Source organism: Streptomyces sp. NPDC025833, assembly GCF_055558055.1.
The window spans coordinates 1-14,165 of sequence record NZ_JBVHNF010000046.1; the positions used below are offsets into that span (position 1 = coordinate 1).

13 protein-coding genes are annotated in these 14,165 nt (G+C 67.9%); 11 read left to right on the top strand and 2 right to left on the bottom strand.

Annotated features, from left to right (window positions below; genetic code table 11):
- The first annotated feature begins 136 nt into the window (after positions 1 to 136).
- A complete protein-coding gene (locus tag ACZ4K2_RS36655) occupies positions 137 to 955 on the top strand; it encodes a PIN domain-containing protein (protein ID WP_467480952.1) in 819 nt (272 codons plus the stop codon).
- Positions 956 to 1,182: 227 nt separating this feature from the next.
- Entirely contained in the window at positions 1,183 to 1,407 is a 225-nt protein-coding gene (locus ACZ4K2_RS36660) for a hypothetical protein (protein WP_467480950.1), read from the top strand.
- Positions 1,408 to 1,766: 359 nt separating this feature from the next.
- Here ACZ4K2_RS36660 and ACZ4K2_RS36665 read toward each other — a convergent pair whose 3' ends face one another.
- Entirely contained in the window at positions 1,767 to 2,066 is a 300-nt protein-coding gene (locus ACZ4K2_RS36665; protein ID WP_467480947.1) for a hypothetical protein, read from the bottom strand.
- Positions 2,067 to 2,294: 228 nt separating this feature from the next.
- Here ACZ4K2_RS36665 and ACZ4K2_RS36670 point away from each other — a divergent pair, with 228 nt between their 5' ends.
- The 3 genes from ACZ4K2_RS36670 (at position 2,295) to tpg (ending at position 5,965) form a co-directional block, all read left to right on the top strand.
- On the top strand, positions 2,295 to 2,567 hold the full coding sequence (locus ACZ4K2_RS36670) for a hypothetical protein (RefSeq protein WP_467480945.1): 273 nt from the start codon (positions 2,295 to 2,297) through the stop codon (positions 2,565 to 2,567).
- A 497-nt stretch (positions 2,568 to 3,064) separates the two neighbouring features.
- Positions 3,065 to 5,395 carry a telomere-associated protein Tap gene (tap, locus tag ACZ4K2_RS36675; protein ID WP_467480943.1) on the top strand — a complete coding sequence of 777 codons (2,331 nt, stop codon included), beginning with the start codon at positions 3,065 to 3,067 and terminating at the stop codon, positions 5,393 to 5,395.
- A gap of 12 nt (positions 5,396 to 5,407) precedes the next feature.
- Complete coding sequence (gene tpg / locus ACZ4K2_RS36680; RefSeq protein WP_467480941.1) at positions 5,408 to 5,965, top strand: telomere-protecting terminal protein Tpg; 558 nt, start codon at positions 5,408 to 5,410, stop codon at positions 5,963 to 5,965.
- An 83-nt stretch (positions 5,966 to 6,048) separates the two neighbouring features.
- Here the strand turns inward: tpg and ACZ4K2_RS36685 are convergent, their stop codons facing one another.
- Entirely contained in the window at positions 6,049 to 6,264 is a 216-nt protein-coding gene (locus tag ACZ4K2_RS36685) for a hypothetical protein (RefSeq protein ID WP_467480939.1), read from the bottom strand.
- Positions 6,265 to 6,913: 649 nt separating this feature from the next.
- On the opposite strand from ACZ4K2_RS36685, the gene ACZ4K2_RS36690 reads away from it, so the two are divergent.
- The 6 genes from ACZ4K2_RS36690 (at position 6,914) to ACZ4K2_RS36715 (ending at position 14,092) form a co-directional block, all read left to right on the top strand.
- Positions 6,914 to 8,026, top strand: a complete 1,113-nt coding sequence (locus tag ACZ4K2_RS36690) for a bifunctional DNA primase/polymerase (RefSeq protein WP_467480937.1) — start codon at positions 6,914 to 6,916, stop codon at positions 8,024 to 8,026.
- A complete protein-coding gene (locus ACZ4K2_RS36695; protein ID WP_467480935.1) occupies positions 8,023 to 9,543 on the top strand; it encodes a DNA primase family protein in 1,521 nt (506 codons plus the stop codon). The genes ACZ4K2_RS36690 and ACZ4K2_RS36695 overlap by 4 nt, the downstream gene beginning before the upstream one ends.
- The gene (locus tag ACZ4K2_RS36700; protein WP_467480933.1) at positions 9,540 to 9,941 is read left to right on the top strand and encodes a DUF6009 family protein; all 402 of its coding nucleotides are present in this window, start codon (positions 9,540 to 9,542) and stop codon (positions 9,939 to 9,941) included. The genes ACZ4K2_RS36695 and ACZ4K2_RS36700 overlap by 4 nt, the downstream gene beginning before the upstream one ends.
- Positions 9,942 to 10,417: 476 nt before the next feature.
- Positions 10,418 to 11,224 carry an HIT family protein gene (locus ACZ4K2_RS36705; RefSeq protein WP_467480931.1) on the top strand — a complete coding sequence of 269 codons (807 nt, stop codon included), beginning with the start codon at positions 10,418 to 10,420 and terminating at the stop codon, positions 11,222 to 11,224.
- A gap of 382 nt (positions 11,225 to 11,606) precedes the next feature.
- Positions 11,607 to 12,872, top strand: a complete 1,266-nt coding sequence (locus ACZ4K2_RS36710; protein ID WP_467480929.1) for a ParA family protein — start codon at positions 11,607 to 11,609, stop codon at positions 12,870 to 12,872.
- The gene (locus tag ACZ4K2_RS36715; protein ID WP_467480927.1) at positions 12,869 to 14,092 is read left to right on the top strand and encodes a ParB/RepB/Spo0J family partition protein; all 1,224 of its coding nucleotides are present in this window, start codon (positions 12,869 to 12,871) and stop codon (positions 14,090 to 14,092) included. The genes ACZ4K2_RS36710 and ACZ4K2_RS36715 overlap by 4 nt, the downstream gene beginning before the upstream one ends.
- The last annotated feature ends 73 nt before the right edge of the window (positions 14,093 to 14,165 follow it).

A 14,165-nucleotide genomic window follows, 5' to 3' on the forward strand; every position in this document is an offset into this window, starting at 1 on the left:
GCGATCCCCGCAACTACCTGGCCTTTCTCGGACTCGCCGCCGCCCTCTGCTGCTACAACCGCCTTGTCCGCCTCACCACATAGGACACGGTCTAAGTGGGCGGATGGTGAGCAGCGGGCTCTGGCATGATCCGTGGATGATCGTCACTCCCATACCCGGTGCCAGGTTGGATGCAGTTTTCAACCTTTTGCAGTCGGCCCGCACCAAGGCCGAGAACCTGGGCAACTACTCCTCCGCGGAGGAGTGCCTGCTCAACTACTTGACGTGGACAACGGAGCAGGCGCGGCTGCTGAGGTCCCATATTCGAGCGAAGGACGTAGAAGCGCTGTTCTTCACCCCGGTCTACTGGGCTCTCCTGAGCGGTGCCGGCCACATGGAGGGCAAGTTGGTTCCGAAGGTGTCCACCGGGCTGGTAAATCAGGAGCTCCGGCAACGCATGGAAGACCTAGACCGGGCGGCCTCATCCGCCCGGGACACCATCCGCAGATGGACGGAGGACGTCTCGACGCTCGTGTTGGACACCAGCTTCTTCATCGAGCATGAGGAGAAGTTGGAAGACACCGAACTTTTCGAACTGGCTGGCTTTCCAGGCAAGGTCCGCGTCGCTGTTCCGATGATGGTGGTTGACGAACTGGACCGGCTCAAGGAGTCCAGAGCCTCGACACACGCCCGGTGGCGGGCTAGGTACGGGCTGGCGGTGCTGGACCGTCTTCTGAACGGACCGGCCAAACTGGGGCTCACGGAGGTCGAGGTCTTGCCGGACCCCCCAGGGCATGTGCGGTTGCCGGACGAGGATGACGAGATTGTGGACCGGGCCCTCGCGCTGCGAACGGTGGCGGCCGGCCCGGTCACGCTGCTGACGTACGACACCGGGATGGCGCTGCGCGCGAAGATGGCTGACGTGCCGTGCCGGAAGCTGTCGAAGGACCTGGGGCCGGAGCCTGAGAAGAAGTAGGCAGGCGTCGACGGCGGGCGGATATCGCCGCCGTCCAGGTAGCTCGGGGCAGGTCAATCGTGTTCAGCTCGCCGTAGGGTGGAAGCGCAGGAGGTCCCACCTCGTCTGCATCGTTGACGCGGGTACCGGCGGAGGCTCGGCCCGAGCGCCGGCCGCGTGCTGATGAGCGCGCACGATGGTGGAGCCCCGACCGCGATGTCCCAGTCGAGGCCGAGGACCTGACTGATGTGGTCGCCGCCGAGATCACCCGGGACAACACGCTCGACACCTACAGCAAGTCGTGGCGGGTGTGGACCTGGTTCTGCGCGGTGGGCAGCCTGCCGGAGCTGGAGGGCTCCCGGGGCGCGCTGGTGGTGTTCGTGGCGTGGATGCTGCGTGAGGGCCAGCCGAACTACACCGTCCTCGGCTGGCACGTTTTGCACGGGCGCAGGCCACTCTGCAGGGCCTCGTAAAGGGTGATCTCCTCCGGGCCGTTCGTCGGCCGGCACCGCCGGACCGTCCCTGTGTGGTATAGGTTGCCGCGCCCTTGCGGGCCGCTGGGCTTGTGGTGCCACTGTGACACGACCACGACTGTGTCGAGCTGCTGCAAGTGCCTTTCAATCTGGTCCAGTTCGGCCTGCAGTTCCTTCTGTCGTGCCAGGAGGTGTGCGCGTGCCGCATCAGCGGATTTCATGTAGGCCTCGGGTTCTCTGTGCTGTTCTGGCACTACCGGCGCGTTTCGCCTGCCATACATCGCTGGCTGTCGTCACCGCCCTGGTTCCGCAGCGGTCTCACTACTGCACGTATCGCTGATCAACGATCTGCAAACCGGTTATACCGTCGGCATGCGCCGGTCGTCCCACCGGAAGCGGCCCTTGCTTTTGGCCCAGCTCAGCCCATAGACCCCTACCGGCGGCAGGATCTGCGGGACGCCAGCCGCGTCCTGCCTGGGCCGGTGGAAGCGGGTCACGTACAGGACATCTGCGGTGCGGTCCCGGCAGTACTGCCAGGCCGGGACGCGGCACTTGGGGCATGCCGTCTCGGCGCACGCGTTCCAGGCTCGGCGTAAAGCTGCTTCAACGGTGGCGGTGTCGCTTGTGGGCTTCTTCTCGGCCAGGGTGAAGTACTCCATCGGCCGATGATGGCAGCAGGCCGCACTGTTCGTCAGGCGTTCGTGATCTGAGCCGGGTGGGCCAGGAATCGGTCCATTGCAGGCGGGCGTACAAGGCCCAGCAGAACCGCCCCTGGTTCCAGCACAACCCGACCGGCGCGGACGCCGTCGCCGCGGCGACGAAGGCCGCCGACGCGGCCCGGGAGCGCACCGCGAAGTTCCTGCTGGCGGCGTGGCTGGAGCAGCTGCGTGAGCGACATCGACCTCGCGCGCCAGGCCCTGGCCGCGGCCCGGGAAGCGGCGAAGAAGAACGGCGGCACCCGGGCCGCGAAACCGCAGCGGCGTACCAGCACAATCGTGCGTCGTGACGGCCGTGAACCGCTTCCGCTGGGCGCGGCGATCACGATGATGATGACCGAGCGCAGCATGGTCGTCCCTGCTGCCAGCGGCAGCGTCCTCGCCCAGTTCGACGACATCTTCGCCGCGGCCGCGCCCGAACTCGCCGGGCACGTCGCGCGGTGAAGTTACACGCGGAAACCGCCTGGACATCACCCCAGATGCCCCGGCGTACGGCACGCCCGCCCTGCTGCTCCCTCCGGGGCACGAGGCGGCCGGCACCGATGCGGTGCGCACCATGGAGTCCCTGCCCTCCCCCGCTGGCCTCGTGAGGCAGGCCGTCGCCCAGGACGATGCGGATCTCGCCTTGCCCGGCAACTCTGCACGCCGCTCTCCTCTACACGCCGCTCACCTGCCGGGCTCGGCTGCCGATGACCACCCGCACCATCCCGGCCGGTACGCCCGACGACGACTCGAGAGCACCTGGCCGCGCTTGCCCCAAACGTCTCCATGGCCAGCCACCGTTCCGAGCGTGCCCCGGGAGCTCGCTCCATCGGCAGAGCAGCAGCTCTGCGCGGATGAGTGCAGCAATGACCGTCGAACGCATTTCGTACGGTCTCCGTGCGGTAAAAGTACGCAATATTTACGGTCTATGAGGTACGATGTGAGTCAGGAGGTGTTTCATGTCCGAGTTGTACGACGCGGTCGATGCGCTGGTCGCGTCCCGTTCTCCGCTGCCGTCGGCGGAGGAGCGCAAGCGGCTGCGTACCGCGCACGGCCTGACGCTGGACGAAGTCGCCGGCGCGCTGAAGGTGCGCCGGGCCACGGTGTCCGCCTGGGAGTCGGTGAAGAAGCCGACCGAGCCGCGCGGCCCGGAGCGAGAGGCGTACGCGCGGCTGCTCAAGCAGCTCGCGGAGCTCTACCCCGCACCCGCAACGCCGGAGAAGCCGGCGGCGCCGGTGCCCGCCACGTTCACCCGCGCGCCCGGCCCGGCAGACGAAATGCCAGAGGCTCCGGACGCTGTGGTCGACGAAATCGCCGCCCTCTACCCCTCTCCCGGCGTGCCCCGCCCGGCAGGCTTCGCCGACCCGGAAGCGCGGACTCTGTCCTCAGGGGAGGTGGCCGAGGCTGCGGTCACCCAGACCTCTGCCCCTGTCGCTCCTGTCGTTGCGGCTCGGGCGGCCGCGCCCCGCCCGGCGCGCACCACCAGGACGTCATCGACGTCGCGCCGCCCGGGTGTGAAGAAGGCGGCCACGGTCGGCACTCCGGCGGGCGCCGACCAGCGGTTCGAGAACGGGCCGCTGGCGGTCGTCGACGTCGAGGACGGGCAGGTGCTGGCGTACTGCACCGGCGGCCTGGTCCTGGACGTGCCCGCCAAGAGCATCCCGGCGCTGGTCGACTGGACGCTGCGCGAGGCGAAGCTGGGTCAGCCGAAGCTGTCCGGTCCGGGCAAGGACGCCGACCCGCTGCTCGTGCTCACCGAGGCCGCGCTGGAGCGCTACGGCCTGCCCGTCACGCTCACGGAGGAGGAGCGCCTCGCCGGGCGCCTGCCGGAGGGCCATAAGGTCGTCAAGCAGCTCGCGCGCGCGGAGTGGAAGCTGACGAAGCGCGGTTTCGGTCCGTGGGCGCGGATCTACCGGCCCGCGACCGGTTCGGAGCGGGCCTGCGCGCAGCTGTGCATCCCGTCGTGGAACGCGCTGGACACCCGGCACTGGGGCGAGGCCGGGCAGCTCCCGCCGGCCGAACTCGCCCGGGTCCTCGGCGTGTACGCCTCCCGGGTCATGACGCCGCGCGGCTCCACCGCAGTGACCGGCCTGGAGCTGATGACCGCCTTGCACCCGCCGACGCGCGCCTCTGAGCCGGACGCCGACGGCAAGCGGCACTCCGAGCACAACCCCGGCTCGCTCGGCAAGGACGCCATCGACCCGATGAACTGGCCGCCCTGCGAGGTCCCCGACGGCCACCCCGTCCTCAAGGACGTGCCGCGGTTCCACGTGCGCGGCCCGGAGGAGAAGCTGTTCGAGGAGGCGTACGACTGGGCCCGGCCGATGACCGACACGGAGTGCACCCTGCGCCACCTGGTCGGCATCGACGTCAACATGGCCTTCGCCGCCGGAGCCAACGGCCTGACCGTCGGCCTCGGTGAGGCGAGACACGTCCAGGCCCCCGCGTTCGACCCGAAGCTGCCCGGCTCCTGGCTGGTCGACCTCTCCCACGTCGACCTGTCCCGCGTGAAGGTCGGCAAGGAGTGGGTGGAGCTGGACGGCTCGCTGCTGCCCTCTCCGTTCACGCCGAAGGGTGAACGCCCGGAAGGGCCGGCCTGGTACGCGACGCCCACCGTCGCGTACGCGGTGGAGCTCGGCTACGAGGTGCGCCCGACCGAGGCGTGGGTCCGCTACGACAACGGCCGGTACCTGGACGGCTGGTACAACCGGCTCCGTGACGCCTACCTCGCCACGATAGCCGACCTCGGCGTCGACGCCGACCTCTCCCCGGCCGACTTCCTCGCCGCGATGGACGGCTGCAAGGACCGCGACCCGGAGCTGGCGATCGTCGTCTCGGCGATCAAGGCGACGGTCAAGGGCGGCCTGGGCAAGCTCCGCGAGCGCCCGCGCGGCGAGGGCTGGCGGCCGGGGGAGCCGTGGCGCGCGCTGTCCCGGCCGACGTGGCGGCCGGACATCCGGGCGGCGGTCATCTCCCGCACCCGGATCAACCTCCACAGGAAGATCGTCAAGCACGCGGCGTTCACCGGGCAGTACCCCGTCGCGATCCTGTCCGACTGCGTCGTCTACGCCGCCGACGGCACTTCGCCACTGGACTTCCTGCCCTACCGGGACGGCAAACCGCTGCCCGGCGGATTCAAGCTCGGCATCAACCCCGGCCTGGTCAAGCACGAGGGCACCCAGACCGTCCTGTGGGGCGAAGAGGTCCGCGACCGGTTCGACGCGCCGCAACTCAACCTCGCCCGGTACATCAAGGACGGCACCGTCACCGACGCCGACAGTGGAGAGTAGGAGTAGGCCACGATGAGCCTGTTCGGGGACGGTTTGGAAGCCGCGGTGCAGAAGGCGTTCACCCGCCCGGCACCCACGAGCGCGCCCGCACAGATGCGGTACCTGGTCAAGCAGCTCAAGGGCACCAAGGCGGTCGCCCAGATGCTGCGGATCTCCCAGCGCACCGTCGAGCGGTACGTGAAGGACCAGATCAAGAAGCCCCGCCCCGAGCTCGCCGCGCGCCTGGAACGCGAGGTGAAGAAGCGGTGGCAGCCGCAGATCCGGGCCAGGGCCCGGCAGAGGGCGGCGACGACCGGCGGCATCGTCATCGACACCCGCGCCCGCATGGGCTACACCGCACCGATCGGGTCGACGGACCAGGACCGCATCCGGCACCTGACCGTCGCCCTGCCCCCGCAGTACGCCGCCCGCCTCTTCGACGCCCAGGAGGCCGGCGCCAGCGACCGGCAGCTCCAGCAGATCGTGGCCGAAGGACTCAAGGAGGTGTACTTCCAGGACGGCGGCCGCCGCGCCGGCAGCCTGGAAGACGTGCGCCTCACCGACGTTCAGCACCTGGAGTTTGAGCTGTAGCAGCCGCACCTCGAACAGCCCGCGAGCCCCGGACCAATCGGTCCGGGGCTCGCTCGCGTATCCAACGTTCAAGGGGAGGAGGGTTATGGCCTCTGACCGTGTTCGAAGCGGGCAGCGCGGTAGGCCGCGTGAACGGTTTCGTCGCAATCCTCGCTGAGGAGGAGGCCCCCACCGACCCAGTTACCCCACTCGGATTCGCGCGTGTCCCAGCGGATATCCGGTCCGTCATCTCCGACGAGGCCACCCTCGGGCGTGATGTCGATGCCGCTGGCGAAGAAGCAGGCCGTGCCCTGGAACACGTCACCCTTGCGGAAGCTCAGTACCGTATGGGCGGGCGGCTGTAGGCGCCTGCCTCTTCACGGGCTGCGTCAAACCCAGATTCCGTGTGCAAATGAGGCTAGTCGCCGGCGCTTCTTCCCTGCAGACGAGCGGAGCTAGGGGCGACTGCAGCGACTCAAGCGACTCAGCTCTCCACAGATCATGCAGGTTCGGGCCGATGCTCGCTATCCGTCGGTGGTCAGTCGCTTGCGTCGCTTGTGCTGCCAGGGCAGCGACTGAAGCTCAGCGACCGCACAACGCTTGGGTCGCTGGTCGGTCGCTCGATGAAACCGCAGGTCAAGTGTGTTATCTGCCAGTGTGAGCGACTGAAGCGACTCAACACTCCTACATATGAGGACATTCGCGTGTGCGCGTGTGCGTCATATATAGAGGACTTCAGTCGCTTCAGTCGCTTTTTCTCCATGCTGAGCGTGTTGACCTGCGGATTTGTCTCACGGGCGTGGTCAGCGATCGAAGAAACCTCGGTCGCTGGCCAACGAGTTCAGTCGCTGATCAGTCTTCGAAGCGTGGCCGGTCATCGACACGGCCTCATACTGCTCACCCGCCCCCGCTGTGTTCGCTAAGGTGTGTCCAGTAATGAGTCGCTTCGGTCGCTACTAGGGGGTGCGCATGTCTGCTGAGCTGCGTGTTTCTCACAGCGACTCAGCGCAACCCGCGTCTCACGCTCCAGCGCGTGAACGGTCACTGGCTACGGCGCAGTGGTGCGCCCGACGAGGCTGGCCAGTCCACCCTTTGGCTGTCGGCCGCAAGACACCCGCCGCGAACTGTGTCAGCTGCCGCGAGGCCGGGCATACCCACGCCGACTGTGCCTGCCTGCCCGCGGGCCGCTGGTGCCATGGCTTTCACGCCGCCACCCTCGACCAGCGCCGCATCAAGCAATGGTGGGGAAACCATCCCGAGTTCGGGGTGGGAGTCGCCTGCGGTCCCGCAGGCTTGGTCGTCATCGACATCGACGCCCACGTAGCCCAGCCTCCAAGCCGAGACCGGATCCTGCCAGGTATTCCCATCGGCCCCCACATCGACCTCACTGGACTGTCCACGGGCTACCACACTCTCGCCGTCCTCGCCGCCCTGCGAAACGTTCCCAGCCCGGCAGAAGACGCGTCCACACTGCGCGTGCGCACACCGTCCGGAGGCCTCCACGTGTGGTATCGCGCCGGAGACAACCGCCGCTGGCAGTGCTCTTCCGGCTCCAGCCACGGCCGTGCCCTCGCCTGGCAGGTCGACGTCCGCGCCCACGGTGGCTACATCATCGCCCCCGGCACCACCACCAGCGCCGGCACCTACACGGTTCTCGGAGAGGCCAGGCAGCCCGCCGTCCTCCCCACCTGGCTGGCACAGGAACTCGAACGCACCGGCCACCTCCCCGCCCCCAGCATTCCCGCCCCCCGCCCAGTCCCTCCCCGCGCCCAGCAGGCGGTCCTAGCCGCAGGCGGCGCCCTCGAACACACCAGCCGCACCCTTGAGACTGTCCTCGCCCCTGTAGCCGCCTGCGGCCATGTCGCCGAAGGCGCCGGGTTCTCCGACACTCTCAACCGAGCCGCCTACACCCTCGGCGGCCTTGTCGCCGCCGGACGCCTCACTCAGGAAGACGCCGAACGCATCTTGCTCGAGACCGCGGCCGCCGCCCGCCCCGGCCAGGACCGCCGTGCCCAACAGATCATCCGCAGCGGCATGGCCGCCGGGCTCAAGCGCCCCCTGCTCCCCGGGACCCGCCCATGAACCTCCCGGGCAACGACAACACCCTGTTCGACTTCGATGCCCACACCATCGCCGAACAGATCCGCAGCCAGGGCGTCCTCCCCCTCCCCGCCCAGGCCGGGCCGTCATCGCCCAGCCCGCACGCCACCGCGGAGGGACTGCTCCCCGACACCCTCACCGACCGAGGCAACGCCAAACTGTTCGTCCGGCTGTACGCACAGGACTTCCGGCACGTCCCCGGCATCGGCTGGTACCGATGGGACACCACCCGCTGGCAGATCGACGAGGACGACACCGTCCTGTGGGCCGCAGGCGACCTCGCGGAAAACATCGCCACCCAAGACCAGCTCGGCCGCTACACCCCACAAGCCCTCAACCGCCACCGCCGGCGAGCCCTGTCGACCGCCGGCATCAACGCCATGCTCGCCCAGGCCAGATCAGCCCCCGGCATGGTCCTCAACGCCACCCTGCTTGACGCCGACCCCTACGCCCTGTGCACCCCCGACGGCATCGTCGACCTTCGCACCGGCCTGGTGAAGACTCCCGACCCCAACAAGGACTTCCACTCCCGCTCCACCACCGTCGGGCCGCAGCACCTGCACACCCCCCGCTGGAACACCTTCCTCACCGACACCTTCGGCACCGACACCGAAGGCGCCGAGATGATCAACTACCTGCAGCTGCTGCTGGGCTACGCCGTCACCGGCGATGTCGGCGGCCAGGTCCTGCCCTTCCTCTTCGGAGCCGGAAAAAACGGCAAATCCGTACTTCTGGACGTACTCGTCAAGCTCCTGGGCGACTACGCCGACGCCGCCCCACCCGGTTTCCTCATGGCCCGCCCCTACGAAGGCCACCCCACCGACCTCGCTGAACTCCACGGCCGGCGTGTCATCGTCTGCAGCGAGATCAACCCCGGCGACAAGTTCGACGAAGCCCGCGTCAAACTCCTCACCGGCGGAGACCGCATCAAAGCCCGCCGCATGCGGCAGGACTTCTTCAGCTTCCACCCCACCCACAAACTCCTTCTCGTGGGCAACCACCGACCCGAAGTCGGCACCGGCGGCTTCGCCTTCTGGCGCCGCATGCGTCTCATCCCCTTCGAGAACACCGTCCCCGACCACCGCAAGATCGACAATCTGGCCGACATCCTCGTCACCGAAGAAGGCCCCGGCATCCTGTCCTGGCTCATCGACGGAGCCCGCCGCTACCTCGCCGGCGACCGCGACCTCACCGGACCCGAACGCGTCCGCATCGCCACCACCGCCTATGCCGAGACCGAAGACCACACCGGCCGCTTCTACGAAGAATGCTGCACCCTCGGCCCCGAACTCCGCGCAGAGCAGGCCGGCCTCTACAGCGCATACAAGACCTGGTGCCAGAATGAAGGGGCACCCCCCCTGTCCTCCCGCGCGTTCGCCGCCCGCACACGGGAACTGGTGGGACTGGCCTCACCGAAACAAATGATGACGTCCAACCAGCGCAAGTACTACCCGGGCATCGGACTGCTCGCCGACCAGGAGAAGGAAGCCACCGCATGAGCTCCCTGATCACCGAGGACGAGATCAGCCACGAGACCAACCTCGTCTGGCTGGAGGACATCACCGAACTCGACTATGTACGCCAGAGCCTGGACCGGCTACCCACCCGCAAAGGCAAGCCGGCCTACCACCGCGACGGACGCATGATCGGCTACGCCCTCCTGGGACCCACCGCCAAACCCTCCCGCGCCTCCGGTACCTTCCGCCGCCGTGTCTTCTGGCTCCTGCCCCACGACCGCGACAGCGAGCCTGAGGGCCTCTACGCCACCGGCGCACCCGCCGAAGCCGTAGACCCCCGCACCTTGGAACCACGTATCAAGGGCTACAAGACCGAACGCTCCGAAGGCGGTCCCCCCTCCACCGCCATGCAAGAACTCGGCATAACACTGCCTCTGTAGCTCATACCTGCGACACTGACGAACCGCCCCCCGGGAGGCCAGGGGGCCCATCACAGCGATCACCCTCGTCTGGCCGACAACCGACAGAGACCGTCCAGGTACCCGGCACCATTGGTCCCCGCCGCGACTCGCTGTGGGTCGACACCATTGCCACGGCGAGTGCCGTACTGGGCTGGCTGCGCCGTTCTTCGAGTACCCGGCCGCCGTCGCCCCGGACACTGCCCGGCCGTGGCTGGCCGACAACACCGTCCAGTTCGCCGACGCTGTCCCTTACCTTCTGGGCGCGCTGCTGCGCTTGGCCGACGCTGGAGCCATCCCTCCGCTGGCGTCCGGCGGCTGCTCTCGCACGTGACCGTCCGGCCCCCGGTCGGGTTGCCGAGCGAGGAGGCGAGCCTGTCGCGCCGGATAGTGGCCAATCGGGCCGGGAACTCCCGCTGGCTGAGCGGGACCGGGGCTGGCTGCTCGTCATCGAGGAGTTGCTGAAGGACACGGTGGCCATCGGGCACGAGGGCTGCCAAGTCTTCGAGGCCGCGAACGAGTACGAAAACGCTGGTCAGGAGCGGGCCCGGGTAACCGCCGCCCGCCGCGGGGCGCTCCCCGAGACCGGGGAGGTTCAGGACGTAGTCGCGTACGCCCGCATCCTGTTCGGTCTGGCGAGCGACAGTGTCGACGAGGGCTGGATCGTCGGGCGGGTTCAGCAGGTCTTGGCGAGGTTGATACCGGGGCGGCGGCGCGGTAGCGGAACGGCGACGGGTCCTGCTGCCCGCCCCGTCCAGCCCCTGGTGAACTGCTGGTACGGACGCCACCGCGCACCCACAATCGCCGACGCCATCGGCCGCCGGATGCGGGAGGCCGGTGCCCACGTGCAGGACACCCACCACATCTGCCGGCCGCCGGTCCACCGCAAGCACCCGCGCCCCGACTGCCTGTTCTGCCGGATCATCCACGACGGGGCCCCGGCCACGATCGTCCACGAGTGGAGCGACGCCCTCGCGTTCATGCCCCGCAGCAGCGGCGGCTGCACCGCCGGCCACCTCTTGGTCCTCTTCCGCGGCCACGTCGCCAACTTCACGACCGACCCCGTCGTTTCCGCCACCGTGCAGCTGCGCGCCGCTGAACTTACCCAGGAACTCGGCGGCCAGTGGAACCACCTCGTCTCCTGCGGCCCGGACGCGGCGCAGACCGTGTTCCACCTCCACGGCCACCTCGTCCCGCGCCGCGCCGGCGACGATCTCGCCCTGCCGTGGACGTGCCCCGCCCGCGCACGGGGACCCACCCGATGAAGTGATACTTCCGCTGCTGCGGCCACGCCCCGGCGCCCCTGCCCCCGAGGCCAGGCCGCCCTCGACACCGTCCACGCGACGTCCACCGCCCTGTGCAACCCGCAAACCTGGACACCCGGCTGTGGTCAGGGCGTCGCCGGACGTGTCCAGCCGTTCATCGAGCCAGCGCACCCCCGGCCAGGCGACGACCATGAACCCGCCCTATAGCTGACCCGCACTGCAAAACGCCGCAGCCCTCATTCACCGCTTCGCCGTGCCGCAGTGCACGACTATTACGACGTAATAGCTCGCAGCGCGGCGGTGGCGTCCCGATGCGCCGCCACAACGGGGTAACTAACGTGTTGATTCGATGAAGGACCTTGAACGTTAGTAATGTGTCGCCATGACTTCGTCAGCCACCTCCAGCGACCGTGAAAAGGTCGTATCCAAGCTGCCGGAAGGACTCCGGCACACCCTGAAGGTCAGAGCCGCCCAGTACGGCGTCGAGATGCAGGCCGCCGTCGAACAGGGCATCCGGGACTGGTGCAGCCTTGCCTCCGCCCCCGCGACCGTCGAGACCTCAGGTGCCGAATCCTTCTCCACTTTCCTTCCGCTCGGTCAGTGGGAGGAGTTCCGCGAGATCGCTGCGGACCGTCGTGTGTCACTCATTCAGGGACTGGCCCAGTCCGTGCAACTGTGGCTCGACGCCAACCCTGCACCTGACGTCAAACGCCCTGAGATCACCCGGCGCATCATCGTCTGCAACCAGAAGGGCGGCGTCGGCAAGACGGCGATCACTGCCGGCCTTGGCGAAGCCCTCGCCGAGGACACCAACAAGCTGCACGCCGTCCGCGTTGCGAAGGTACTGGCCAAGGCCCTGCGTGCGAGCGAAGCTGCCACCAGTGAAGAGCAGGCCAACGACGATCCGCTGGAAGTTGAGAACCTGCCTGGCCTCGGACTCCGTGTCCTCTTGGTCGACTTCGACCCGCAGTGCCACCTCACCAACCAACTCGGCGCGGCCCCCCTGCCAATGAACGGTGACAGCCTCACCAACCACATGGCAGGCGACCCTAAGGGAGATCTCCGAGACCTCATCATCTCCATCGAGGACGAAACCTTCGGAGGACGGCTCCATCTCCTGCCCGCCTGCAACGACGCGTTCCTGCTCGACGTCCGCCTGTCCGCCGTACGAGCCAGAGAAGCAGCCATGGAGCGCGCACTCGCCCCGCTCGAGGCCGACTACGACGTCATCCTCGTCGACTGCCCGCCCAGCCTCGGCCTGAGCATGGATGCCGCCGCCTACTACGGCCGTCGCCGCGACGGCGAGAAGCCAGGTCAGTCAGGCGCCCTCATCGTCGTCCAGGCTGAGGACAGTTCCGCCGACGCCTACGAACTGCTCACCACGCAGATCGACGACCTGCGTAACGACCTCCAAGTCGACATCGACTACCTCGGCATCGTCGTCAACCTCTACGACTCCCGCCGTGGCTTCATCGCCACCTCCTCGCTTCAGGGGTGGGTCGACATAAAGGATCCACGGGTGGTCGGGCTGATCGGCGACCTGAAAGAACAGAAAGAAGCGGTCCGTATGAAGCGGCCCCTGCTGGCCTACGCACCGAGATCACAGCAAGCCATCGGCATGCGCGCACTGGCACGGGAGATCGCATGAACAAGGCCGACCAACTGGGAGCCGGTCGCTTCGGCGGGGGAGTGCGTCCCGTCAGCGCACGTCGCCAAGCTGTCGCCGCCGCCACCGGCGTGCCCACCGACGCCGTGCCTCCACCCACCGAACTTGCCCCTCACCGCGTCAGCCTCAACCCCGACAATCCCCGCTCCAGCCTCGGCGACCTCACCGATCTCGCAGGTAGCCTCAAGACCCACGGTCAGAAGCAGGCGATCACGGTCATGAACCGCGACGCCTACATCAAGGCCAATCCCGAGCGCGAAGCCGACCTCGAACCCGACACCACCTATGTCGTCATCGACGGCAGCAGCCGCCTCGTCGCCGCCCGCGAAGCACAGCTCCCCACCGTCAAGGTCATGGTCAGCGACGACCAGGGCACTAATTCCGAGGAACTCCTCGAATCCGCCCTTGTCGCCAACATCCACCGACAGGACCTCGGCGAACTGGACGAAGCCAGAGCCCTCCAGCGCCTCCTGGCCATCCACGGCAGTCAGACCGCACTGGCCAAGCGTCTCCACCGATCCCAGGGCTGGGTGTCACAACGCCTCGCACTGCTCAAACTCACGCCTGAACTACAGGCCAAGATCGGCGAAGAACCCATCGACCTGCTGCGAGCGGTCGCCAACAAGCCCCCCGCCCAGCAGCAGGAAGCATTCGACGAACTCAAGGCCGCACGGGCGCGCGAGGAAGAAGAGAAGCGCAGCCACGCGAGGGTGCGCCGAAGCAACGCACACCCGGTCACACACCGGGACGGCGCAAGCGAGGACAACGAGCCGAGCGGCTCCGCCGTGCCAATCCCTGCCGAGTCGGCTGACACCGAACCGAGCCGACCGGACACCTATTACGACGTAATAGGAGGCAGCAAACCCAGCGCACCCTCCCCGGCAACGCCTTCAGCGGTGGCAACCGGCGGGGCATCCCAGCACCAGCCCGTGCCCGAACAACGGGCGGATGCCTCACCCTTGGCTCACTCACAGGAGCGCGCTGAGCAGCGCCCGCAACCACGCAGAGTGCCGTACGACGAACCCGGCTCCCTCGCTATGCTCCTGGACCGGAACATCGACGACGACGACACGTTCTTCGCCCTTCTCCGAATTCTGGGCACGAAGGGACTGCAACGCGATCCCATCCGGCTCGGTGAACTGGCACGCTCCTTCGCTGAGCAAGTCGCCGTCCAGACTGACTTACTGATCATTTCAGAATGAGTCTGGCTCACGGGCTTGGCAGTTGGGCTGGTAGGCGGCAGAGTTCTGCAAGTGTCGGATGATCTTGTGCCTG